This is a genomic window from Postechiella marina, assembly GCF_039538365.1.
GTDB lineage: Bacteria > Bacteroidota > Bacteroidia > Flavobacteriales > Flavobacteriaceae > Postechiella > Postechiella marina.
Window position 1 is genome coordinate 28,739 of sequence record NZ_BAABCA010000002.1, and the last position, 22,782, is coordinate 51,520.

Below are 22,782 nucleotides of genomic sequence, written 5' to 3' on the forward strand. Positions count from 1 at the left end.
TACAATCGCTAACACAAGCTAGCAACACACCATGAAAAATCAACATTTAAAAAACGTACTAGAACTTTGCTTATCTACATTACTAATAAGTGTTGCTGGTGTATTAGGCAAATATATAAGTATGCCTGCTGCTGTAATTATATGGTGGCGGGCTTTTTTAGCTTTAATTATTCTTTTTCTTTTTTGCTTGTACAAAAAGAAAAATTTAAAAATCACCTCTAAAAAAGATAAAACAATAATATTTACCAGCGCCTTATTTTTAGGCGCACATTGGGTAACCTATTTTTATGCTATAAAAGTATCTAACGTATCTATTGGTATGCTATCGTTATACACATTTCCTGCTATAACTTCTATTCTAGAACCATTAATTAGAAAAACCCCATTTAACAAAACCCATTTACTATTAGCTATTTTAGTTTTAATAGGCCTTTATATTTTAGTTCCAGAATTAAATATAGAAAACACAAACGTACAAGGTGTATTTTGGGGTGTATTTTCTGCCATAATATTCTCTTTAAGAAATATTATGCTAAAAAACACATCAAAATCTTACGACGGAAAAACAGTAATGATTTATCAGCTTTTTGTTGTTACTCTAACCATATCTCCCGTTTTATTCTTTTTAGACACTTCTGGCATTACAACGCAATACCCTTATGTTATATTTTTAGCATTATTATCTACTGCTATTGGACACAGTCTATTTGTAAAAGGATTAAAAAACTTTTCGGCCAGTACTGCAAGTATAATTATGAGCACGCAACCCATTTACGGTATTATTTTCGCCTTTATTTTTTTAAACGAAATACCAACCATTAATACATTTATTGGCGGAATATTAATTATATCTACCGTTATAATAGAAAGTATTAGGTCTGGAAAGTAAAAGGCTCTTTGGGGCATGCTATAAAACTAATACAATAGTTGTTGCTTTAAAAGTTGTATTTTTGATTTTCCCCATGCACACCAAGTGACAAATTATAATGCAAGATTATAGCAAAACAGAATTATTAAACTTTAAAAACCTAAAGGTTGGTAACGAAAAAGCTTTCGAGTATTTTTTCAATAAGTATTACAGCCATATTTTAGGGTTTTGCATTCAGTTTATTTACGACAAACCAAAATCTGCAGGTATAACTCAAGATGCCTTTTTAAACCTATGGCTTAACAAAGAAAAAATTGAGAAAGTTAACGGTATAGAATCTTTTCTATACACTTTTGCAAAATCTAAATGCCTTAATGCTATTAGGCACAATCAAGTTAAAGAACGGTATAAAAGCAAGATATTAAATAAAAAAGAACGAGAATTAGATTTTGATATTTTAAATTCCATGAATTTTGATACTCTAGCCATATCAGAGTTAGAAGATTTAATTTCAAAAACTATTAAAAACTTACCAGAAAAAACAAGAGTTATCTTTTTAAAAAAGCGTTTCGACAATAAAAAAAACCAAGATATTGCTAACGAGCTAAACGTTACAGTTAAAACCGTTGAAGCCCACATGACAAAAGCTTTAAAAATATTAAGGCTCAGTCTATCAGAATATCTACCCGTTATTCTCGTAACAATTATATTTTCAGACTACTAAAACAAAACACTTCGTATTTAAACAAAGTAACAGTTAGCATTTAAATTTTTTTTTAAAATATTTTAAGAATTCATAGTTCTTAAATCTATCATTTCTCATACTTTTGTCTTTATTTTTAATGAGTCTAAATAAGAATAGATAAATAAAATAGGGTTTTTTAAAAATAGCGTGTACTTACTTATACACCATAAACTAAAAAACAAAACACCATGATTTCTGATTTAATTGTAAAATACTTAAATGGAAACGCCTCCGAAGAAGAAGTCGAATTAATTTTTGAATGGATAGACGCCTCCGAAGCCAACAAAAAAGAGTTTATAACTTTAAAAAAAGCATGGATGCTGTCTGCTGTTAACAATAACAACCAAAAATTAGCATGGAAAAACCTTAAAAATAAGATTAACAAAACAAAACCTAAAAAATATAAAGCGTGGTTTAAATATGCTGCACTATTAATTTTATTTATTGCTATTGGTAAAATTACTTTTACATTATTAAATAAAGAAAAGCAACAACCAAACGCTGTTGTTTTAGAAACCAAAGATGCATCTGTAAAAATAGAACTTAACAAAGCACATGTTACTACTCCCCAAGGTCAAATTATTGCAAAACAAAATAATAACGAAATAATCTATAAACTAGAGCAAACAACAAAGGCTTTAGAGTATCATACATTAAAAATTCCTTTAGGAAAAACGTTTAAAGTTACACTATCAGACGGGACTAAAGTACATTTAAATTCTGGTACAACATTTAAATACCCTAAGCAATTTAGCCAAAATTCTAATCGCCTTGTTTTTCTAGAAGGTGAAGCCTTTTTTGAAGTTGAAACCGATAAAAACCGACCATTTATTGTTAACATAAACAATATTGGCATAGAGGTTTTAGGCACTAAATTTAATTTAAATTCCTATCCAGAGCGACAAGCAACCGAGTGTGTTCTAGTAGAAGGTTCTGTAAAAGCTTTTAGCTTAAACCAAACAAGTAATAATATTTTATTAACACCCAAACACAAGGCATCTTGGCATGCTGCATCAAACACATTTAAACTTAATAAAGTAGACACTGCATTATACACATCATGGATTTATGGTGAAATAATTCTAGAATCGGCACACTTTAGTTCTTTTTCTAAAAAACTTGAACGTGCCTTTAACGTAAAAATAGTTAATAACAATAAACTATTAGAAGCGCAAGAATTTAGTGGCACTATAAACTTTAAAACATCGACTCTAGAAGATATTCTAGATTTATTAAAATTCGACACCTTTTTTGAATACCACATAAAAGACAACCAAATAATAATTAGCAACAATTAATAAATGAAGTATTTTTTTAAACGACATGCAAAAGTGTTAATTCTTTTTTTAGGAATTACTTTTATTTGCGAAAATGCCATAGCACAGAGCAAAACCATTTCGATTAACACTACAAACCAATCTTTTGGTGCTGTTTTAAAATTAATTGAACAACAGTCTGCATACCGTGCTATTTACAATGCAAACAAAATTGACTTAAACAAAAAAGTTAATTTAAATGTAAGCGATGTAAGTTTAGAAAATGCTTTAAGTACTCTACTAAAAAGCACAGGGCTTACTTATGTGCTAAAAAACAATCAAATTTTATTGATTGAACAAAAAGCAAAGCAGTTACAAAAATCTATATCTCAACAAGACCAAAGATTAATAAAAGGTAAAGTGCTAGACGCGAATACAAACTTACCTTTACCAGGTGCTACAATTGTACTAAAAGGCACAAGAGCTGGAGCTGTAACCAATATTAATGGCGAGTTTACATATAAACTAAATGGCAGTAATATAAACAGTATAGAACTTGTTATCTCTTATTTAGGCATGGAATCTCAAACTCATGTGGTTGGTAATAAATCAGAATTTATATTTTATTTAAAAGAGTCGGCAAGCGAGTTAGACCAAGTCATTGTTACATCGTCTTACGGAACAAAAACACTTCGCGAAGAGGTTGTTGGTAGTATTGAAACACTTAACTCTAAAGATATTGCTGTAGAGCAAGCATCAGAAAGTATAGATAAAATGGTCGACGGTCAAATTGCTGGAGTTTTAATAGAAAACACTTCTGGAGTTGGTGGCCCAGTAAGTATAAATATTCGTGGACAAGGTAGCTTAACTCCCTTAAACAGTGCTGTTTTAGGAACCTCAACCCAGCCTTTAATTATTATTGATGGCGTAATAATGACCGAAGAATCTGGTATTGACAGTCAGTTTTTTGATGCTAGTGGCACATTAACAGAAGATTTATCGAATCCTCTTTCTCAAATAGCACCAGAAAACATTGAAAGTTTTACCGTTTTAAAAGATGCAGCAGCTGTAAGTATTTATGGAGCTGATGGAGCAAATGGCGTTATATTAATAACAACAAAACAAGGAAAAAAAGGAAAAACCAAATTTGGGTTTTCAACACAATTAGGTATTTCTTCTGCCATAAACCAAATAGAATATTTAAGTGGCAAACAATATTACGAGCTTAGAGACGCATATTTAAGAAATACAACAAACGATTATACATCTGCTGGTTATAATGGTGTAAACACAGATTGGTTTAACTTATTAAACCAAACAGGAATTTACAACAAATACAACCTTAATGTTTCGGGTGCATCAAACAAAATTAGCTACCGTACAAGTTTAACATATTTAAAAATAGACGAACCGCAAATTGGCAACACCACAAAACAATTAAATGCGAGTATTAACTTAGGTTATAAACACAAAAAAATTGATGTTAATTTATCTCTAAACCCTAGTTACATAAAAAAAGATGCTCCAAACATTTACTATAGTTATGCATTTGCACCAACACTCCCTATTTACAATAACGATGGCACATATGCCGATGTAGGGGTAACAGGTCTAGGAAATCCTTTAGCTGCTATAAATCAGAATAAAAACCTAACAAATACTTATGGCATATTAGGAAGCTTAAATGTGGCTTATCAAATTTCTGATGCTGTAAAAATATCTTCGCTATTCGGATTAACTTATAGAGATAAAGAACAAGACCGTTACTTTTCTGGCGAAAACGAAAGTGGTCAATTTAACGGAACGTTTGAGTATAATAACATATCGTATCCTGCTTATGGGCGTAGGCTTATAAACGAAAGAAATAGTACAAAATGGAACTGGCAAACGCAAGCTAATTTTAACAAACAACTAGACGAAAACCATGCTATAGATGGTACTATTGGTTTTCAATTAGCTAAAGAAGAAACCAATTTTAATTACAAGGCTGGTAAAGGTTTTGTAAATCCTAATATTCTAAATAATGTAGAAGATGCCTTGCAAGACGACAACCCAACCACAACAATTAACGAAACTACAGGAAACCAAACCTACTCTAACGATATTAGTTATAACTCGCAAGTATCATTCCTTTCTCAATTAAGTTATAATTATAAAAAACGTTACTTTTTCTTAGGAAATTTTAGGCGCGATCAAAGTTCTGTTTTTGGAGACGATACCAATGTTGCCTATAATGGTGCTGCTGGTTTAAGTTGGATTTTATCGAACGAAAACTTTTTAACATCTAGTAACTGGATAGATTTACTAAAACTTAAAGTAAGTTATGGTACAACAGGAAATTCTAGAATAGGCTCTTACCGATCTAAAGGACTATATACAGTTAACAATAACAATGGTGGTTACAATAATTTTAATGAAGCCTACCCTACCTCTGCTCCTAATGGCAAATTAAGTTGGGAGAAAAATACCAAATTTAATGCAGGATTAAATTTCAACTTTTTAAATTCTATTAGCTTAACGCTAGAGTATTTCCACGACAATATTAGCGACTTAATTACAAGTAGAAACATACCTACCGAAACAGGGTATAGTGCTGTTCAAATTAATGCAGCGAGTATGTATAATAGAGGTTTAGAGCTATCAACACAAGTTAAATGGTTTCAAAAAAAGAACTTTAAATGGAGTACATCTTTTAATATTTCGACTTTAGAAAGTGAAGTTACAGAGCTTAAAGGTTTAGGGAGTAAGTTTTCCTCTGCAGAAAAAGCACTTGCGCAACAAGTTGGCTATAGCACATCTACGCTTTGGGGCGTTAAATGGGCAGGAATTGACCCTGCAACTGGTCGAGATTTACTAGAAAAAGATGGCCAAATATACGATGCTGTAACATACAACAGTTTGTTTGATAGTTCTGACTGGGTACCAATTGGAGACGCCCAACCAGATGCCTACGGAGGTTTTAATAACACATTTACCGTAAATAACAACCTAAGTTTATCTATTCGTGGAAGTTTTCAAATAGGAGGCGATTTTCTTGCGCAAGACGAGCTTATCTCTAAATATAATATTACCTCTAACAGAAACCTATCGGTTAATGCATACGATTTTTGGAGAAACCAAGGCGACCAAGTTTTACAACCTATTGTAACAAGTAACAACCCTCCAATTTCTAATTACGATAAGTATTTATTCGATGCCACTTCTTTAAAAATAAGTAACGTGAATTTAAATTACAGTTTCCCAAGAAAAAGTGTGGCTTTTCTTGATGCTCTTTCTGTTTATATCGATGTATCAAATGTGTTGTATTGGTATAAAGACAAAAGTCCAGAAGGTATAAATGGCATTAGGCAATTTAGGTTTACCTACCCACAAGCACGAACAATTTCAATGGGATTAAATGCAAAATTTTAAGGCGATGACAAACATTAAACAACTCTGTAAACTCTCTATATTAACACTTTTAATAACCTGCTATAACTGCAGTAGTTTTTTAGAACAAGAACCTGGATCGCAAACCTCTATCACCGAGCAACTATCAAGTTTTGAAGGCATTGTAACAGCTCTAAATGGCGCATACTCTAGTTTAGAAGAAAATGTTAGAGGCGAACGTTTTGCTGTATATGCCGATTTACAATCTGGAAACATAACTTTTACGCCAACCGAAACCGGAAGTAATATTGGACAAATTACACCTGCAAGAAACTTAGAAAACATTTATCATTTTACTGATTTGGCTACGGAAAGTGATTTTAGCTCCTTTTACAATTCTAGTTACGATATTATAAACCAATCAAACCTAATTCTAGAGTATGTTGAAACGCTTACAAATATCTCTGAAACCGAAAGAAATCAAATAAAAGCTGAAGCTTTAACAATTAGAGCCTATGCTCACTTTTTACTAGTCAATGTATATGCACAACATTATAGTTTTACTACAAATGCTAGCCATACAGGTATTGTTTATAATAAAACAACATTAACCAATGGCATAACTTACCCAGCAAGAGAAACCGTAAAAAACACATATGCTTTTATAATAGACGATTTAATAAACGCCCTCGATTATTATTCAGACTTTGTTCTATTAAATGGGCCAACCTACTCCTATTTTAATAAAACCAATACGCAAGCACTTTTGGCTCGAGTATATATTTACAAAGGCGATTGGCAAAATGCTTACGATGCTGCAAACAACGTTATTTTAAACTCAGGAATTACCTTAACACCATCTGAAAACTATATTTCGGAATGGGAAAAACCCGACTTACCAATCTCAGAAATTTTGTTAGAGTTCTCAATACCTAGAGATACAGGTGGCAATGTTGGTGGTTCTATGTCTAGCTTTTTTGGTTTTACATCAACCTCTAATTATGCAGATTATGTAGCATCAGTAGATTTAATAAATCTATACGAAACTAATGACTTAAGAAGTCAACTATTTCTTGAAGAAAACTTATCAACCTTAGTAGATAGTGAACTAGAAAATGTGCCTTATAATTTTACTAAGAAATTTCAAGACAACCCTGGATATGTTGGCATTAGACTTAGCGAAATGTATTTAATACGTGCCGAAGCTTCTTTAGGTCTTGAATTATTTGAAGATTGTAAAAACGATATTAATATTATAAGAAATAGAGCGAACGCTACACTTCTAGATAGCACAGATAATTTAGAAACAGCCCTTTTACTAGAACGCAGAAAAGAACTATGCTTTGAAGGGCAATACCTGTTCGATTTAGCTAGAAATAAAAAAGACCTTATTAAAAATCAAGGCTGTATATCTACAACATGCACTTTAAATTATCCATCTGGCAAATATATATTACCAATTCCAGAAAGTAACCTAGACCTTAACGAAAACCTAACACAAAATGACACATACTAAAACACTACTTGCAGTAATTACACTCTTTGTCTTAATGGTGTCATGCTCAAAAGATGATGATGCTACTAACAACGTACCTAGCTATGTTAGGTTTAATTTTTTAACCAATAGCAATAACGAACCTCTAGAATACCCTCAGGTTAGCAGTGCTATAATTCCATCTAGAAACTACACCAATACAAGCATAAAAACTTTAAAAATCCCGGTAACACTTACCTCTTATACATTAAAAAACGAAGTTACCGTAAATTATAGTGTAACCACTAGTGCAGATGCTAGCGTATTTAAAATAAACCCAATAAACCAACTAAGCTTTAAAAACAATAAACTAACAGATACTATTTATGTTAGTTTTAATGAGCGTTGGACAGATGAAGAAAACATTGTTTTAAATCTAGAATCTGTATCAGATACTTCAATACACCTTGGAAATATAAACGACACATATCCCAATACAAGTTTCACTATTAACTTAGGAGACATTTTAACGTCCTATACTTTATCAGAAAACAGAATTGAAATAGAAGGAATTGCAGGTGAAGAAATAGAGTTTGAAGTTAATTTTCCTAACGGATATATTGCTTCTGAAATTGAAAATATTGAAATACTCGAATTTTTAAATGGATTTGATTATAGCATTTCTACAGATAACTCTAAAAATGATGATACAACAATTAGTTATAAAATTACTTTAAACGAAGACATTAATAATGATGATGTATTATACCAAACCATTATTACTCTTGTAGACACAGAAAATTATAACGCTACAGGAAACACCAAACTACAAATTGTTAAACCTATTAAAACGCCAAGAGACCCAGATGTAAATACAGCTAGTCATTTTTACGATTTATCTAATGGTTTTTATAGAACGTATCTTGAACATTGGAACGATTTTAATAACGATGGTGTTTGTGCATGGCAAAGTACTTTTGCCTTTACCTACCCTGTTATTGTAGAATCTACAAACGAAAATGCTGTACTTTATGATGATAATGGCACAGAAGATCCGCTAGACGATATTTATCATCATGCCTTTCAAATTGGCTTCGATAGTCCTTTCGCAACAACTACAGTAAACTCTTTTAACCTAAAAAGATATTTTTCTAACGATAGTGGCTCGCGAGCAAATTCTCCAGGATTTAATGTAAATCCAGCCATAGAATTCTATCCAGAAAACGGAACAAGTACAACAAATGGCACCGTTTTAATTATACCTCAGTTTTTAACCATATCTAGCACCAACGGAAACAGCCATGCAATCGCTATTTCTGGCGAAGGCACATACTACGAAGTTAGTCCTGGTGTTTTTGAAATTAAGTTTCAATTAAATCTTACAAATGATGAAGTTTTTGGAGGCACCATTACATCAAATTATATGCTATACAATACAAATAGCTATACAGACCCAGAAGATCTAACAACTAATAATTGTGTAACCGTATATACGCTGTAAATACTATGAAAACAAATCTTATATTAGTCTTTATTACCGCTACTCTTATAGTTTCTTGTAAAACCGATAATAAAGCAACATACACGAATATAGATAAATTAAGAGCGGTTTACTCTAACGGAGACCCTACTAAATGGCCTGCACCAAATTTAGATAGTACAATAAACAAATCGACTTTTAAAGATATTGGAGCTTTACCCAAAGTAGAACACCCAGAATACAACCCGTATAGCAAGGAAAAATCTAAATTGGGTAAAACCTTGTTTTTCGACCCAAGATTATCTGTTAGCGGGCAAATAGCTTGTGCATCTTGCCACAATCCAGAATTAGCTTGGACCGATAATTCTACACGTTCCTTTGGTCATAACAGACAAACAGGAGCAAGAAACTCTATGACCATTCTAAACTCTGCTTTTGCACATTCACTATTTTGGGATGGTCGTGCTTCTAGCCTAGAAGACCAAGCGAGATTTCCTATAGGAGACCCGCTAGAAATGAATGAAAAATTAAATATTGCTGTAGATAAAATAGCAAATATAAAAGGCTACAAACCGTTATTTAAAGCTGCGTTTGGTAACGACTCCGTATCTCTTAAACGAATTCAGTTTGCTATTGCAACCTTCGAACGTACTGTAAACAGCTATAAAACTAAATTCGACAAGTTTGTTGAGGGCGATTCTACAAAACTTAACAATCAAGAAGTTTTAGGGCTACACCTATTTCGTACTAAAGCAAGATGTATTAATTGCCACAACACACCGTATTTTTCAGATAACCAATTTCATAACGACGGGCAAACACTTTTTGGCACCAAAGACGAAGATTTTGGGCTATACAACGTGACTAAAAAAATGGCAGATATTGGTAAAATTAGAACCCCAACTTTAAGAGAAGTTGCCAGAACAGGCCCATGGATGCATCACGGTAATTTTCCTAGTCTATTAGATGTTGTTCAGTTTTACAACCTTGGTAACCCAGCTCCAATCCAGAAAAAATATCTAGGTAAAGGTAGAGACTCTTTAATACCAAACACATCGCCTATTTTAAAAAAATTAAATCTTAATAAACCAGAAATAGAAGCCTTAATTGCTTTTATGGAAACCTTGTCGTCTAGCAAAGGACGCACACTAATACCAAAACTCCCACAATAAATAACAGCTAAAATTTAAAATTATGAAAAAACAATTACTTTTATTTGCCTCTATTCTTGGGGCCTTAGCATTAAACGCTCAAGTTACCTTAGTTAAAGAAATTAACGATAATGGCACATCTAATTCTAACCCTTCAAGCTTAACCGTTTTTGATGGAAAAATCTTTTTTGCTGCAGATGATTCTAATGGTTCTAACACTCCTGGCGGTGCCGATTTAGGAAAAGAACTTTGGATAACAGATGGAACTGAAGCTGGAACTACATTTATTAAAGATATTCGTCCTGGTTCTAATAATAGTTCTCCTTTTAATCTTTTTACCTTTAAAAACCAATTTTACTTCACTGCTTACGATGGCAATAGTTCAGAACTATGGACTTCTGATGGAACAGAGGCAGGAACAACAAAAGTAGATATTATGCCTTCTATTTTTGGTGAAGCACCACAGCGTTTTGTAGAACTTAACGGAAAGGCCTACTTTACAGTTGGCAGCCAACCAGGAACAGGTGCAGAAACAACAAATAAACTTGTAGAGTGGGATGGTACTAACGATGCTGTACAAGTAGCAGATTCTGGAACAGGTTACGAATCGGTAGCTGCAAATATGATTGCTTTTAATAACCTTTTATTTATATACATGAATTATTCTACAGACGATGCAACCTATGGAAGAGAGCTGTATACGTACAACCCAGACTCTGACACTTTTACTTTGGTTAAAGATATTGATACTGGAGATGGAGATTCTAGCATAAGTAACTTTACCTTAATTGGATCTGAGTTGTTTTTTGAAGCCGATAATGCCTTATGGAAAACAGATGGTACAACAGCAGGAACCGTTGCTGTTACAAATGCTACGAGTCTTGGTGGCATTAATAATTTATACGCATGGAATGGAAAACTATTTTTTGAGGGTGATGATGGTACTAATGGCGATCAACTTTATGTTTTAGACCCTATATCAAATAGCATTACTAACCTAAGTAATATTTCTGGAACGAATAATAACCACAACCCTTCGGATTATGCTGAATACGGTGGCTATTTATATTACCGAGGTGAAGATGCTAACGATAATAAAGGCCATCTTTTTAGAACCAATGGCACTACAATAGAACAACTAGACGATACCATTATTGACATAGACGAGATTACCGTATTAAACGACATTTTATACTTTGAAGGAGATAACGGTACCACAGGAAACGAACTATACAGTTTTGACCCTTCTACTCTATCTATCTCTAATATTAATGCTGGTGTAATAAATGTATTCCCTAATCCTGCTACAGAATATATTATGGTACCTAAAAGCTTAATAAAAGCTAATTATGCCATTCATGACATAACGGGTAAAAAAGTATCAGAAGGTATTATTACTTCAGAAAAAATAGATATTAACCTAAACAACGGTATGTATTTATTTAATGTAAAAACAGACGTAATTAATATCACTAAAAAAATCTTGGTTAAATAATTAATAGCAAATTAAAACTCCATTTTTAGAAAAGCCTCGTTAATTCGAGGCTTTTTTTATAATTTTATGTAACAAAATCAAGGTTTTAGCGTTTAATAGACAATCAATCAAAAATCAATCTTATTATGCTAAAGCAATTCTTCATCATTTGCTCTGGCGCCGACACTGATATTTTAGAACAATGTTCTAAAGGTGAACAAAACAAATATGCAGGTATTGGCGCAACCGTTTTCTTTACTGCTTTAATGGCTTTTATAGCTGCCAGCTATGCGCTTTATACTGTTTTCGACAATTATTTTGCAGCCATTGGTTTCGGACTTATTTGGGGTTTACTTATTTTTAATTTAGACCGGTTTATTGTGTCAACTATAAGAAAAAACGGGCGCTTCTTTAACGAGGTTTTGCAAGTTACACCAAGGCTATTACTAGCCATTATTATAGCTATAGTTATCTCTAAACCTTTAGAGTTAAAAATATTCGAGAAAGAAATTAATCAAGTTTTATTAGAAGAAAAAAACGTTTTAACCTTAGCAAATCAAAACCAAATATTAAAACAGTTTAGCCCAAACATAAAGGCGCTTGAAACAGAAATTTTAAACTTAAAAAAAGAGATTGAAGTTAAACAAACCGAAGTAAACCAGCTATACAACACTTATATTGCAGAGGCCGAAGGCACAGCAGGCACTAAAAAACTAGGTAAAGGTCCTGTTTATAAAGAAAAACGCAACAAACACGATGCTTTACTACACGAGCTTGAGACATTAAAACTAGAAAACAAAACCAAAATAAAAGATTTAGAACAACGCATAGTTAAGCTTAACAAAAGTTACGATACACAGGTTACAAAAACCCAACCCATAATTAATAATTTTGATGGATTAATGGCACGTATTACAGCTCTAGACAAATTACCTTGGTTACCATCTTTCTTTATTTTTCTATTGTTTTTAGCCATAGAAACATCGCCAATATTAGCTAAATTATTGACTACAAAAAGCGCTTACGATTTTAAGTTAGAAGAACAGGAATTAGCTTTAAAAACAAACATACTGCAAAATAAAAACCAAAGCGAAGCTTTACTAAAAACAGATTATGCTATTAATAATCGTGTTTACAGCGATATAAAAGACGAAAAAGAGTTGTATAACTATAAAAGAAAAAAGGCACGAGAACTTATAGAGTTACAAGCCGATGCCTTTTTTAAAAATCAAAAAAATGTTTTATAATTACGCTGCTGTTTCTGCAGTTATTTTTGTAGACATATCTGTTCTAAAATGCTCGTAAAGCTCTTTACAACCCATACCTATAATAGATAATTCTTTATTTTTTATTATAGATTCGTTGTGCAAAGCTGCCAAAGCCTCAACACCTTGTTTATCCATCCACTCAATATTTTCAATACTAATGGTTAGCTTGTCTAGCTTATCAAAAATGTTAGTAAATTCATTTTCAAACACACTCAAATTGGCTTTGTTAAGTATGCCTTTCATTTTAAAAAAACTGTTGTAACTGGTAATTTTCAATTCCATAATAATGAGTTTAAATTAATATATAATAAATTTGAGGGAGAAGTAATCTATTGATTACGATATAAATATATATTACAAAGTTAAACCACCACAATTTATTCGACGAATCAACCATAAGTGTAGCTAAATAAAAATTACATGTCAAAAGCATCGATGTATTACATATACAAATGCTTTTCTTTATATTTACTATCTCAATTAAATGTTATTAAAATGAAAAAGATTTTAGTTATTGCCTGCTTTTTAACCTTATGTATATGCAATGCACAGTCTAGCAAAAAGGCTGATATAAAAGCTATAGAAACTGTTTTAAAAAAACAACGCATTGCTTGGTCTAAGGGAGATCTTGAAGGTTTTATGAAAGGTTACTGGAAAAGTGATTCGCTTAAGTTTTATAGTACTAGCGGATTAACATCGGGTTGGCACGACACATTTGAGAAATATGAAAAAGGGTACCCGTCTCTTGATGATATGGGAACTTTAAATTTTATTTTAAATGATATTACTAAAATTAGCGATAATGCTTATTATGTTATGGGTGAGTTTCATTTAAAACGAAAAATTGGAAATGCTAATGGTATTTTTATGCTTATTTTCAAGAAAATAAATGGAGAGTGGAAAATTATTGCTGACACTTCTTGTTAAGCCTATGAAAACAATATTAAGAATTGCTACACTTGACGACCTACCAACTTTACTAAATTTTGAGCAAGGTGTTATTGAAGCAGAACGCCCTTTTAACCCTACACTTAAAGAGGGTAAGATTAATTATTATAACATTAACGAGTTAATAAAAAATGATGAATCTGAGGTTTTTGTTGCAGAAGTTGGCGGTAAAATAGTGGCTTCTGGATATGCTAAAATTAAAACAGACCGACCTTATTTAAAGCACAGCAAACAGGGGTATTTAGGCTTTATGTTTGTTGATGATAATTATAGAGGCCAAGGTTTAAATAAACTTATTAATAATGCATTATTTAAATGGTGCAAGTCTCGAAATGTTTTTGAAATTAGGTTAGATGTTTATAACAACAACATTCCTGCTATTAAGGCTTACGAAAAGGTTGGTTTTAAAAAACACATGATTAATATGCGGTTAAATATAAAAGACATGGATGTGTAATAACATAGCTCTAAACCATGAACTTTATAGGTTTGCTTGCGTTAGGGATTGATGCGGCATCCTTTTTTAAAACCTTAATAAAAAAATTACTTTGAGCTTAGAAATTGCCTGTGTTATAAGCACTAACAAATTGTTGTGCTGTTTAAAAAAGATATAGCAGAAAGCCCGACCCTTGTGGTAACGCCCAAATATTATGTTTTTTTTACGTAATCTGTAATTATAACTATTTGTGTTGGGCCTACTTTACCTTCTATATATTTTTCGTTATCGCGATCTAATCTTATATTTCTTACTGGTGTGCCTTGTTTGGCTATCATGCTTGAGCCTTTTACCTTTAAATCTTTAATAAGCACAACAGAATCTCCTGCCTGTAAAATAACACCGTTTACGTCTCTATGTATTACTTTATCTGCTGGGTTTTCGCCCTCGCCTGTAGATTTTGCAAACTCTAGTGCATCGTCTTCTAGGTACATCATGTCTAACAAGTCTTGTGGCCAACCTTCTTTTCTTAGCCTAGATAACATACGCCAAGCTACAATTTGTACAGGTTGGTGTTCGCTCCACATACTGTCGTTTAAACAACGCCAATGGTTAGCGTTGGTTGTTTCTGGGTTTTCTATTTGGTCTATGCAAATGTTACAGGCTACAATAGATTTATTTAAACTTACATCTTTTATTGGTGCTAGTGTATAAATGCTTAAATTTTCTTGGTTTTTACATAGTTCGCAACAACCGTTTGCTCTTTTATTTAGTTCTCTCTCTAAGCTCATTTTCTAATTTTAATACTGCAATATTACAGATAAATAGAGGTTTGTACAAGTTTAGTATAAGGCATTAATAAAGAGGTTATTTAAAAAATAATAATTTATTTACTATTAAACATCGTATAAGATTAACGTTTGTTTGTTAATACACTTTTACGGTATGTAATAGGTTAAAATTAAAACCCCTTACTTTTAAATAACCTCTTTTCTTTTTTATTGTACTTATTTAGATAGTTCGTGGTAAAACCTATTAGGTTAACGCCATAAACTTTGGTAAAGTGACTTAATCGTTTTTTTTTCTATTATGTAAAGTAATTAAGAGAACTCTTTGCTATTAAAGATTAAACTCAAAAAACGATATTTTGTTACTATTTGTTATTAGAATAGATTTAAATATAGCAAAAAAAAATTAAAAATGCTATTTATTAAACTACAAGATGTTGTTTTTAAGCTTTTTAGGTATACTTTTAACAACCATTTTGTAAGAGTGATCTATTAATTGTTTAACAAAACTGGGAGGCAATTCGTCTTTAAAAAGCTTTATGGTGTTCCAATGTTTTTTATTCATGTGAAAACCAGGCTCGATACTGTCGTATTCTGCACGAAGCTCTTGTGCGTATTCTGGGTCGCATTTTAAATTAATAGATTGGGTGCCTGCCTCCCAACCTTTTAAAGAGGTTAGTGCAAACATTTTGCCTAACACTTTAAAAACTAAAGCATGCTCGTCAAAAGGAAAATCTTCGGTAACGCCCTTTTTGCTTAAACAATAGTTTCTAATTTGATCTACATCCATTAATTTACTTATTAGCTACTTTTTACTTTATAATGTAGCTTCTATTAAAAGTTTAGTTTTACTTATATAAACTATAACTACTACTGAAGCTTTTTAGTTTCTTTCTCTTCAATTTTTAAGGCAGAATAATCTAAAGTCCAACCTATAGTTTCAACAATATTTTCCATTAACAAAATGGTTTCTAAAGCTTCTTTTTGGGCTGCTTCTATTAAACCACTTTCTGGAACTTTATCTTGAATATGCAATTTAGCTTCTTGGTGTAAACCTGTTAAATCTTTGGCTTCAAATTTATTAAACAATCCATCAGATTTGTCATAATAATTTAAATTAGTTTCTATTGATAAGATTTCTGGTTGCGGAAAATGTTCTATTGTAATTTTCTTGTTTACGTTATCTGGTATTAAGGTTATTTTAGATAAATCGTAACCCACATAAGCCTTTGCATTTATGACTACTAAAGCTTTTTTTCTGCTAGAAATTAATTTTAAAAAACGCTCTTTAACATCTTCGTAATGGTATATTTCTGCAAAATCGCCTTCTACAGTTATAAACTTACATACCTTTTTTATTTTATCTAGTAATAAAACAGATTGTGAGTTTACTAACTTTTTTTTGTTGATAGATTTAAAATAAGTAACAATGCCAAGACTTACCAATGCACCAATTATAATTCCTAAAAAAGCTTCCATAATTGCTTTGTTTTAATTTTCTACTTTATATAAAATGGGTTTACTTGGTGTGGCATCGTTTTCGAAAGGGGCTATTTGTAAATTTAAAAAATAACAACCATCTTCCACTCTATTTGGCACATAAATAAACTCTGTAATGGTAGCATCTAGCCTTAACTTACCTTTAGTGTTCCAAAATGCATTGTGTGCCAAAAGTTGGCAGTCGTCTTTTTCTTTATCTATACTTGGTAAATCTATTAGCAAATGCTTTACACCTTTTTCTCGTAAATAAATAGCTGCATCCTCTAATAAATATGGCGGATTAGAATGCGAATATTGCCTACTTAATTTCTCTTTAGTATTAGGTATTGTTCTTATAACAATAGCCTCTCTCTTTTTGTTACCAATAGTAAATTGTAATTGCTTTTTAGAAATAACTAGATCTTCCCCAAATTTTTCTGGAGCTACGGTAATAACCTCACTATGAAAAAAAAATTGTTTCAAATTTTTATTAATAGATTGGTTTTCTTTAGTAATATGCCCAACACACTCGGTATGTGTACCGTGTGCGTGCGGATTAAAAAATATATTATTAAAATTAATACAAGCACCTTGTTTTACGCTAGCTACCCAATCGCCATCTCTAGCTGGCTCTATTTTGGGTTGGTCTACATACCAGGCATTTACATTTTGATTTGATGCCTTTATAGACATTGAAATATCAATAGGTTTTGATAAGTCTATTTGTACTTTTTTTGATTTGAGTTGTATGGTTGTAATCATTGAATACGAGATTTGTTTTCGGTATTTTAAATTAGATATACCGATAATTTCAAATATAAGTTTTTTAATCTAGGAAGAATAATTCTGAAGCTATTCCGTCTACTAAAAACTTTCCTTTTTCTGTAGTTTTCAAAATAAAAAGACTGGCTTCATCATTGCTTTTATCATACAACAAGACACCTTCTTTTATAAATTTTTCTGATGCTTTTTTTAAATATTGAAGGTAAGAATCTCCAAAATCTGTTTTAATTTTATTTAACGACACACCCCAAATAGTACGAAGACCTGTCATAACATACTCGTTATATTGATCTTGTATTGATAAGTTTTCTATAGTATTTGGCAAACTATTATTTTTTATAGCTTTTATATACTGGGCATTGTTTGCCACATTCCAACTACGCTGTGTTTTATTAAACGAATGTGCAGATGGGCCAATACCAATGTAATGTTTACCTTGCCAATACGATGTGTTATGTTTAGAGAAATAATTTGACTTTCCAAAATTTGAAATTTCGTAATGTATAAAACCTTGTGCTTTGGTTGCTTTTACTAAATGATTAAAATGTTGCAATGCCAAAGCCTCGTCTAGAGGTGGATATTTTCCGGTTTCTATAAAAGCATCTAATGCTGTTTTAGGCTCTACCGTTAGTGCATAACTAGAAATATGATTAATACCAAAACCAAAAGCTATTTGTAAGTTCTCGTTCCATTTTTCTATACTCATATTAGGAATACCATAAATTAAATCGATAGTAATATTATCGAAATAACGTGTTGCTTCCAACAAACATTTTTTTGCTTCTTTAGAGCTGTGTGCGCGGTTCATACTTTTTAAATCGTCTTCAAAAAAAGATTGAATGCCTATACTTAACCTATTTATTGGGCTTTTTGACAAGTCTGCTACCCTACCTCCAGATAAATCGTCTGGATTCGCTTCTAATGTTATTTCTGGATTAGTAGTAACCGTATAATTTTTATAAACCGCATCTAGAATTACATCCAATTCTTTATTAGTTAACAAGCTTGGCGTACCACCACCAAAATAAATAGTATTTATGGTTTGATTTTTAAGTTCTTCTTTGCGTAAAACAAGCTCTTTTACCAAAGCAAGAACTAAATCGTCTTTCTTTTTTAACGAGGTAGAAAAATGAAAATCGCAATAAAAACATGCTTGTTTGCAAAAGGGAATGTGTATGTAAATACCAGCCATTAAAATTGAATTACAATAAATATAAATTACTTTTTAACTCGATCTTCATTTTGCTTTACAAAAGCACCCCATCCCGAATAACTCTTACCAACACTAACACGATTAGAGTTATAGAAATGGCAAACAGCTGCTGCCAATCCATCCGTAGCATCTAAATTTTTAGGTAATGTTTTTAAGCCCAACAAACTTTGCAGCATCTTTGCTACTTGCTCTTTGCTTGCATTTCCATTTCCAGTTATGGCCATTTTTATTTTTTTTGGCAAGTATTCTGTAATAGCAACTTCTCTACTTAAACCCGCAGCCATAGCAACACCTTGTGCTCTGCCTAATTTTAACATACTCTGCACATTTTTACCAAAAAAGGGTGCTTCAATAGCTATTTCGTCAGGGTTATGGGTGTCAATAAGCTCTATGGTACGCTCAAAAATAAGTTTCAACTTTATATAAGGGTCGCTGTATTTTTTCAAATCTAATTCATTCATCTGAATAAATTCCATCTTCTTTCCAACCACCTTTATAACGCCAAATCCCATAATGGTTGTTCCTGGATCTATGCCCAATATAATTCTTTCCTTATTCATTTCTCACACAATAATAACAACCACTTAACGACAAAGAAATGCCTATGGTTATTGCAAAAACATCTCCATTAAACGATCCAAAACCATTAGCAACCGGACTAAAATCGTCTCCAAAACCTAAAACATACGATGTATCTAAATATAACGAAACAGCATCTGTAAGTCCGTAATGCACCTCTAAACCACCCATAACATTTAAAAAAGAGGTTTTATTCTCTGCATAATCGCGAAGCGGTTTTACAAAAGTAAAACCTGGTCCTGCATGTGGAAAAAGACCTATACGCGATGGTAAATAACCAAACAATCTACTTGCATTATAAACCAACTGGGTATTAATTCGGGTGTAATTTACTTTAAAATCGGGTGTATTATTTAAATTAGAAAAACTATTAAATCCAAAATCTAACTTAGCACCAAGTTTAGGTTTAAACATATACTGCACACCTAAATTAACAGATGGAAAATTAATAGATTTAGACTTAAAACCATCAACAAAACCATCGGCCGAAGGGCTATTTAAACCCAAAGCCAATTGTGCTTTAAAAGTACTTGTGTCTCCTTGAGCCTGCCCTAAAAAAGCACACCATACAAGTGTTATAAATAAAAATAGTGTTTTAAAAGGTTTTAAATTTGAGGACATGCAACAATATTGGTTTATTTGCAATTATGATTAGCTCACTAACACACAAAACTAAACAATTCTTTTTTGTGCTTATTAAATTAAGCGTAGTATTGGCTGCTTTTTATTTTATTTATCATAAACTTACAAAAAACACACAACTAAGCTTCCCTGATTTTATCGATTTTTTATCAAAAAACCAAGTGTTTTCCATTAAAAACAGTTCTTTTTTAATTGTTTTAAGCCTTTTTAATTGGTTTTTCGAAATATTTAAATGGAAAATTTTAGTATTGCCATTAAAAAAAATAAATTTTATAACAGCAACTCAACAAAGTTTAGCGTCTTTAACAGCATCGTTATTTACACCCAATAGAATTGGCGAATATGGAGCAAAAGCCATGTATTACCACGCCAATTTAAGAAAACAAATTATGGGTGTTAATTTACTTAGCAATACGCTGCAAATGGCTGTAACATGTATTTTAGGCTCTATAGGTTTTGTCTTTTTTACTGTGCAACACCAAATTAATACCAACTACCATAAATTAGCTGTAGCATTTACTTTTCTCTGCTGCTCCATTTTAATTGTTATTTACATTTTAAAGCACAAAAAACTTAAAAACAAATGGTTTTCGTTTAATAAATTAAAACAAGCACTTAGTAATTATCCTAAAAGCAACCTTAGCTCAGGACTTTTATTATCTTTAATACGCTATGCTATTTTTTCGTTTCAGCTATACATATTATTGCATTTTTTTGGTGTAAACATCTCTTATTTTACAGCTATGCCTGCCATTACCACAATGTATTTAGTAGCATCTATTATACCGTCTATATTTATTTTCGATGTGGTAGTTAAAGGTAGTATAGCTGTGTATATATTTGCTTTTTTACAGGTAAACCATATTATTGTTTTAAGTGTAGTAACATTAATGTGGTTGTTAAACTTTGTACTGCCAAGTATAGTTGGTAGCTATTATGTAATAAGCTATAAATTGCCAAAACAAACTGTAAATACATGATTTTACTTTCTATTTTTACAACCCTAATCTACCTTGTTTTAATAGGAAGTTTTATTATTGGATTTAATAAAATCAAACTGTTTTCTATTAAAAACATACCCGAAGAAACTACCTTCTCTATTATTATACCTTTTAGAAATGAAGCCCAAAATTTACCATTTTTATTACAGTCTATAACAAAGCTAAAATACGCTACAACCTTTTTCGAAATTATTTTTGTAGACGATGATTCTTCAGATGCTTCTGTAAGCATAATTAACAAATGGGCTCAAAAAAACACATTTATAAATATTTCAATTATAAAGAATATAAGGCATAGTAATTCACCTAAAAAAGACGCAATAACCCTTGCTATAAACCATGCTAATAAAGACTGGATTTTAACCACCGATGCCGATTGCCATTTACCACCACACTGGTTAAATAGCTTTAACCAATACATAAAAAAAACTAACGCCTTGTGCATTGCAGCACCAGTAACTTATAACCCTACAAACACCTTTTTAAATCGGTTTCAATTACTCGATTTTTTTAGTTTGCAAGGCGCAACCATTGGTGGTTTTGGCATAAAAAAGCCTTTTTTATGTAATGGTGCCAATTTTGGATATAAAAAAGACTTATTTCTTGAATTAAACGGTTTTAGTGGTAACAACAATATTGCTAGCGGAGACGATATTTTTCTGCTAGAAAAAGTTTTAAAACACCACCCAAAACAACTTCATTATTTAAAAAGCAAACACGCCATAGTAACTACCAATTCGCAAGAAACCATAAAAAAACTAGTGTCGCAACGCCTACGCTGGGCATCAAAAACAAGCCATTACAACAATGTTTTTGGAAAACTAGCTGGACTTATTGTACTGCTAATAAATGCTTTTATTGTTATAACAACAATAGTGGTGTTTTTAAATTCTATCCATATAAAAACCCTACTTTATATGTTATTTATAAAAGCGAGTATAGATGTTCTTTTAATCTATAAAACAGCAGTGTTTTTCAATCAAAAAAAAGTATTAAAAAGCTATGTTTTGGCATTAATAATCTATCCTTTTTTTAGCACTTATATTGCATTTATTTCAACCTTTAAAAGTTATAAATGGAAAGACAGAGCCTTTAAAAAATAATATGGGCGTTACCCCAAAAAAGGGGTCTGGCTTTCGGCAGTCGCTTTTTTGTGTTGCATAAGTGCAACAACACAAAAAGAGCTTCAACAAAGCCTCAATCCTTAACGCAGAGTCAAGTTAAATCTCATTTTTAATTAGTTTACATTAATTATAATAGGCAGTGTAAACTCGGTTTTAACCTGTTGGCCACGTTTAATAGCAGGAAATATTTTAGGTAAAGAATCTAAACTTTTATGTAATAATTTTTTAATTTCTGGAATACTAACCAAAGTACTCGAATCTATTTTAGTTTGTAGCAATTGTAACTTACCCGTTTCTGAAACCTGAAAACTCAACACAACAGTATCGTTAATGTCTTGATAAACAAAGACATCTTCATTTTGTAAAAAACCAGAAATATGCTGCACCAACACCTGCTGAAAACAATCTTTTCGCTCTTGTTTAAACTCCACAGAGTCGCATTGAGAAAAACTAGGATACTCATCTACTTCGCTCCAATTAAAAGTTTGCAACTCTTCTTTTAAAATAGCTTCGGTAGATGTTTTTTTTACATCAAAATACTCGCAAGAAACGACCATTAAAACCAATAATAAAATGTAAAAAGACCTCATATATAAAAGCTTGGCTCAAAAATACACTTTTTTTAGATTTTAATCTCTTTTCAAAAATTTAAGATTCATTTTCATACAGATCTAAATATATTATACCTAAAAATAAAAAAACCG

At 31.6% G+C, this 22,782-nt stretch carries 22 protein-coding genes; 13 read left to right on the forward strand and 9 right to left on the reverse strand.

Going from position 1 to position 22,782, the window contains the following annotated elements; translation table 11 throughout:
• Positions 1 to 31 precede the first annotated feature (31 nt).
• The 9 genes from ABD715_RS03950 (at position 32) to ABD715_RS03990 (ending at position 13,064) form a co-directional block, all read left to right on the forward strand.
• On the forward strand, positions 32 to 889 hold the full coding sequence (locus ABD715_RS03950; protein WP_344786787.1) for a DMT family transporter: 858 nt from the start codon (positions 32 to 34) through the stop codon (positions 887 to 889).
• A 97-nt stretch (positions 890 to 986) separates the two neighbouring features.
• Entirely contained in the window at positions 987 to 1,592 is a 606-nt protein-coding gene (locus tag ABD715_RS03955) for an RNA polymerase sigma-70 factor (protein ID WP_344786788.1), read from the forward strand.
• 209 nt (positions 1,593 to 1,801) lie between these two features.
• A complete protein-coding gene (locus ABD715_RS03960) occupies positions 1,802 to 2,911 on the forward strand; it encodes a FecR family protein (RefSeq protein WP_344786789.1) in 1,110 nt (369 codons plus the stop codon).
• A gap of 3 nt (positions 2,912 to 2,914) precedes the next feature.
• The gene (locus ABD715_RS03965) at positions 2,915 to 6,280 is read left to right on the forward strand and encodes a SusC/RagA family TonB-linked outer membrane protein (RefSeq protein ID WP_344786790.1); all 3,366 of its coding nucleotides are present in this window, start codon (positions 2,915 to 2,917) and stop codon (positions 6,278 to 6,280) included.
• A gap of 4 nt (positions 6,281 to 6,284) precedes the next feature.
• Positions 6,285 to 7,754, forward strand: a complete 1,470-nt coding sequence (locus ABD715_RS03970) for a RagB/SusD family nutrient uptake outer membrane protein (protein WP_344786791.1) — start codon at positions 6,285 to 6,287, stop codon at positions 7,752 to 7,754.
• On the forward strand, positions 7,741 to 9,213 hold the full coding sequence (locus tag ABD715_RS03975; RefSeq protein ID WP_344786792.1) for a hypothetical protein: 1,473 nt from the start codon (positions 7,741 to 7,743) through the stop codon (positions 9,211 to 9,213). Before ABD715_RS03970 ends, ABD715_RS03975 begins: the two co-directional genes overlap by 14 nt.
• Positions 9,214 to 9,218: 5 nt before the next feature.
• Positions 9,219 to 10,364, forward strand: a complete 1,146-nt coding sequence (locus ABD715_RS03980; protein WP_344786793.1) for a cytochrome-c peroxidase — start codon at positions 9,219 to 9,221, stop codon at positions 10,362 to 10,364.
• A gap of 22 nt (positions 10,365 to 10,386) precedes the next feature.
• Positions 10,387 to 11,838: a T9SS type A sorting domain-containing protein gene (locus ABD715_RS03985; protein ID WP_344786794.1), complete on the forward strand. Its 1,452-nt coding sequence runs from the start codon at positions 10,387 to 10,389 to the stop codon at positions 11,836 to 11,838.
• A 125-nt stretch (positions 11,839 to 11,963) separates the two neighbouring features.
• Positions 11,964 to 13,064, forward strand: a complete 1,101-nt coding sequence (locus ABD715_RS03990) for a DUF4407 domain-containing protein (RefSeq protein WP_344786795.1) — start codon at positions 11,964 to 11,966, stop codon at positions 13,062 to 13,064.
• Here the strand turns inward: ABD715_RS03990 and ABD715_RS03995 are convergent, their stop codons facing one another.
• On the reverse strand, positions 13,065 to 13,367 hold the full coding sequence (locus ABD715_RS03995; RefSeq protein ID WP_344786796.1) for a hypothetical protein: 303 nt from the start codon (positions 13,365 to 13,367) through the stop codon (positions 13,065 to 13,067).
• A gap of 213 nt (positions 13,368 to 13,580) precedes the next feature.
• Between ABD715_RS03995 and ABD715_RS04000 the strand changes: the two genes are divergently transcribed.
• Together ABD715_RS04000 and ABD715_RS04005 are read left to right on the forward strand one after the other, a co-directional pair.
• Positions 13,581 to 14,012 carry a YybH family protein gene (locus tag ABD715_RS04000; RefSeq protein WP_344786797.1) on the forward strand — a complete coding sequence of 144 codons (432 nt, stop codon included), beginning with the start codon at positions 13,581 to 13,583 and terminating at the stop codon, positions 14,010 to 14,012.
• 4 nt (positions 14,013 to 14,016) lie between these two features.
• Complete coding sequence (locus ABD715_RS04005; RefSeq protein WP_344786798.1) at positions 14,017 to 14,490, forward strand: GNAT family N-acetyltransferase; 474 nt, start codon at positions 14,017 to 14,019, stop codon at positions 14,488 to 14,490.
• Between the two features lie 191 nt (positions 14,491 to 14,681).
• On the opposite strand, the gene ABD715_RS04010 is transcribed toward ABD715_RS04005, so the two are convergent.
• From ABD715_RS04010 to ABD715_RS04040, 7 genes are all read right to left on the reverse strand, one after another.
• Positions 14,682 to 15,260 (reverse strand): PhnA domain-containing protein, encoded by a 579-nt coding sequence (locus ABD715_RS04010; RefSeq protein WP_344786799.1) that lies wholly within the window; start codon positions 15,258 to 15,260, stop codon positions 14,682 to 14,684.
• Between the two features lie 424 nt (positions 15,261 to 15,684).
• Complete coding sequence (locus tag ABD715_RS04015; RefSeq protein ID WP_344786800.1) at positions 15,685 to 16,047, reverse strand: MmcQ/YjbR family DNA-binding protein; 363 nt, start codon at positions 16,045 to 16,047, stop codon at positions 15,685 to 15,687.
• 80 nt (positions 16,048 to 16,127) lie between these two features.
• Positions 16,128 to 16,736: a DUF4230 domain-containing protein gene (locus ABD715_RS04020; protein ID WP_344786801.1), complete on the reverse strand. Its 609-nt coding sequence runs from the start codon at positions 16,734 to 16,736 to the stop codon at positions 16,128 to 16,130.
• A 12-nt stretch (positions 16,737 to 16,748) separates the two neighbouring features.
• Entirely contained in the window at positions 16,749 to 17,498 is a 750-nt protein-coding gene (locus ABD715_RS04025) for a cyclase family protein (RefSeq protein WP_344786802.1), read from the reverse strand.
• A 64-nt stretch (positions 17,499 to 17,562) separates the two neighbouring features.
• Positions 17,563 to 18,711 carry a radical SAM family heme chaperone HemW gene (gene hemW, locus ABD715_RS04030; RefSeq protein WP_344786803.1) on the reverse strand — a complete coding sequence of 383 codons (1,149 nt, stop codon included), beginning with the start codon at positions 18,709 to 18,711 and terminating at the stop codon, positions 17,563 to 17,565.
• A gap of 26 nt (positions 18,712 to 18,737) precedes the next feature.
• Positions 18,738 to 19,292, reverse strand: a complete 555-nt coding sequence (gene ruvC / locus ABD715_RS04035) for a crossover junction endodeoxyribonuclease RuvC (RefSeq protein WP_344786804.1) — start codon at positions 19,290 to 19,292, stop codon at positions 18,738 to 18,740.
• Positions 19,285 to 19,932 carry an outer membrane beta-barrel protein gene (locus tag ABD715_RS04040; RefSeq protein WP_344786805.1) on the reverse strand — a complete coding sequence of 216 codons (648 nt, stop codon included), beginning with the start codon at positions 19,930 to 19,932 and terminating at the stop codon, positions 19,285 to 19,287. The genes ruvC and ABD715_RS04040 overlap by 8 nt, the downstream gene beginning before the upstream one ends.
• Positions 19,933 to 19,958: 26 nt before the next feature.
• Here ABD715_RS04040 and ABD715_RS04045 point away from each other — a divergent pair, with 26 nt between their 5' ends.
• Both ABD715_RS04045 and ABD715_RS04050 read left to right on the forward strand, forming a co-directional pair.
• On the forward strand, positions 19,959 to 20,933 hold the full coding sequence (locus tag ABD715_RS04045) for a lysylphosphatidylglycerol synthase domain-containing protein (RefSeq protein WP_344786806.1): 975 nt from the start codon (positions 19,959 to 19,961) through the stop codon (positions 20,931 to 20,933).
• Positions 20,930 to 22,057, forward strand: a complete 1,128-nt coding sequence (locus ABD715_RS04050) for a glycosyltransferase (protein ID WP_344786807.1) — start codon at positions 20,930 to 20,932, stop codon at positions 22,055 to 22,057. The genes ABD715_RS04045 and ABD715_RS04050 overlap by 4 nt, the downstream gene beginning before the upstream one ends.
• Before the next feature lie 134 nt (positions 22,058 to 22,191).
• Here ABD715_RS04050 and ABD715_RS04055 read toward each other — a convergent pair whose 3' ends face one another.
• A complete protein-coding gene (locus ABD715_RS04055) occupies positions 22,192 to 22,668 on the reverse strand; it encodes a hypothetical protein (protein WP_344786809.1) in 477 nt (158 codons plus the stop codon).
• Positions 22,669 to 22,782: the final 114 nt, after the last annotated feature.

Excerpts from the sequence above, each read along its gene's own strand:
- ABD715_RS03950 (WP_344786787.1), top strand. The coding sequence starts at position 32 with ATGAAAAATCAACATTTAAAAAACGTACTAGAACTTTGCTTATCTACA.
- ABD715_RS03955 (WP_344786788.1), top strand. The coding sequence starts at position 987 with ATGCAAGATTATAGCAAAACAGAATTATTAAACTTTAAAAACCTAAAG.
- ABD715_RS03960 (WP_344786789.1), top strand. The coding sequence starts at position 1,802 with ATGATTTCTGATTTAATTGTAAAATACTTAAATGGAAACGCCTCCGAA.
- ABD715_RS03965 (WP_344786790.1), top strand. The coding sequence starts at position 2,915 with ATGAAGTATTTTTTTAAACGACATGCAAAAGTGTTAATTCTTTTTTTA.
- ABD715_RS03970 (WP_344786791.1), top strand. The coding sequence starts at position 6,285 with ATGACAAACATTAAACAACTCTGTAAACTCTCTATATTAACACTTTTA.
- ABD715_RS03975 (WP_344786792.1), top strand. The coding sequence starts at position 7,741 with ATGACACATACTAAAACACTACTTGCAGTAATTACACTCTTTGTCTTA.
- ABD715_RS03980 (WP_344786793.1), top strand. The coding sequence starts at position 9,219 with ATGAAAACAAATCTTATATTAGTCTTTATTACCGCTACTCTTATAGTT.
- ABD715_RS03985 (WP_344786794.1), top strand. The coding sequence starts at position 10,387 with ATGAAAAAACAATTACTTTTATTTGCCTCTATTCTTGGGGCCTTAGCA.
- ABD715_RS03990 (WP_344786795.1), top strand. The coding sequence starts at position 11,964 with ATGCTAAAGCAATTCTTCATCATTTGCTCTGGCGCCGACACTGATATT.
- ABD715_RS03995 (WP_344786796.1), bottom strand. The coding sequence starts at position 13,367 with ATGGAATTGAAAATTACCAGTTACAACAGTTTTTTTAAAATGAAAGGC.
- ABD715_RS04000 (WP_344786797.1), top strand. The coding sequence starts at position 13,581 with ATGAAAAAGATTTTAGTTATTGCCTGCTTTTTAACCTTATGTATATGC.
- ABD715_RS04005 (WP_344786798.1), top strand. The coding sequence starts at position 14,017 with ATGAAAACAATATTAAGAATTGCTACACTTGACGACCTACCAACTTTA.
- ABD715_RS04010 (WP_344786799.1), bottom strand. The coding sequence starts at position 15,260 with ATGAGCTTAGAGAGAGAACTAAATAAAAGAGCAAACGGTTGTTGCGAA.
- ABD715_RS04015 (WP_344786800.1), bottom strand. The coding sequence starts at position 16,047 with ATGGATGTAGATCAAATTAGAAACTATTGTTTAAGCAAAAAGGGCGTT.
- ABD715_RS04020 (WP_344786801.1), bottom strand. The coding sequence starts at position 16,736 with ATGGAAGCTTTTTTAGGAATTATAATTGGTGCATTGGTAAGTCTTGGC.
- ABD715_RS04025 (WP_344786802.1), bottom strand. The coding sequence starts at position 17,498 with ATGATTACAACCATACAACTCAAATCAAAAAAAGTACAAATAGACTTA.
- hemW (WP_344786803.1), bottom strand. The coding sequence starts at position 18,711 with ATGGCTGGTATTTACATACACATTCCCTTTTGCAAACAAGCATGTTTT.
- ruvC (WP_344786804.1), bottom strand. The coding sequence starts at position 19,292 with ATGAATAAGGAAAGAATTATATTGGGCATAGATCCAGGAACAACCATT.
- ABD715_RS04040 (WP_344786805.1), bottom strand. The coding sequence starts at position 19,932 with ATGTCCTCAAATTTAAAACCTTTTAAAACACTATTTTTATTTATAACA.
- ABD715_RS04045 (WP_344786806.1), top strand. The coding sequence starts at position 19,959 with ATGATTAGCTCACTAACACACAAAACTAAACAATTCTTTTTTGTGCTT.
- ABD715_RS04050 (WP_344786807.1), top strand. The coding sequence starts at position 20,930 with ATGATTTTACTTTCTATTTTTACAACCCTAATCTACCTTGTTTTAATA.
- ABD715_RS04055 (WP_344786809.1), bottom strand. The coding sequence starts at position 22,668 with ATGAGGTCTTTTTACATTTTATTATTGGTTTTAATGGTCGTTTCTTGC.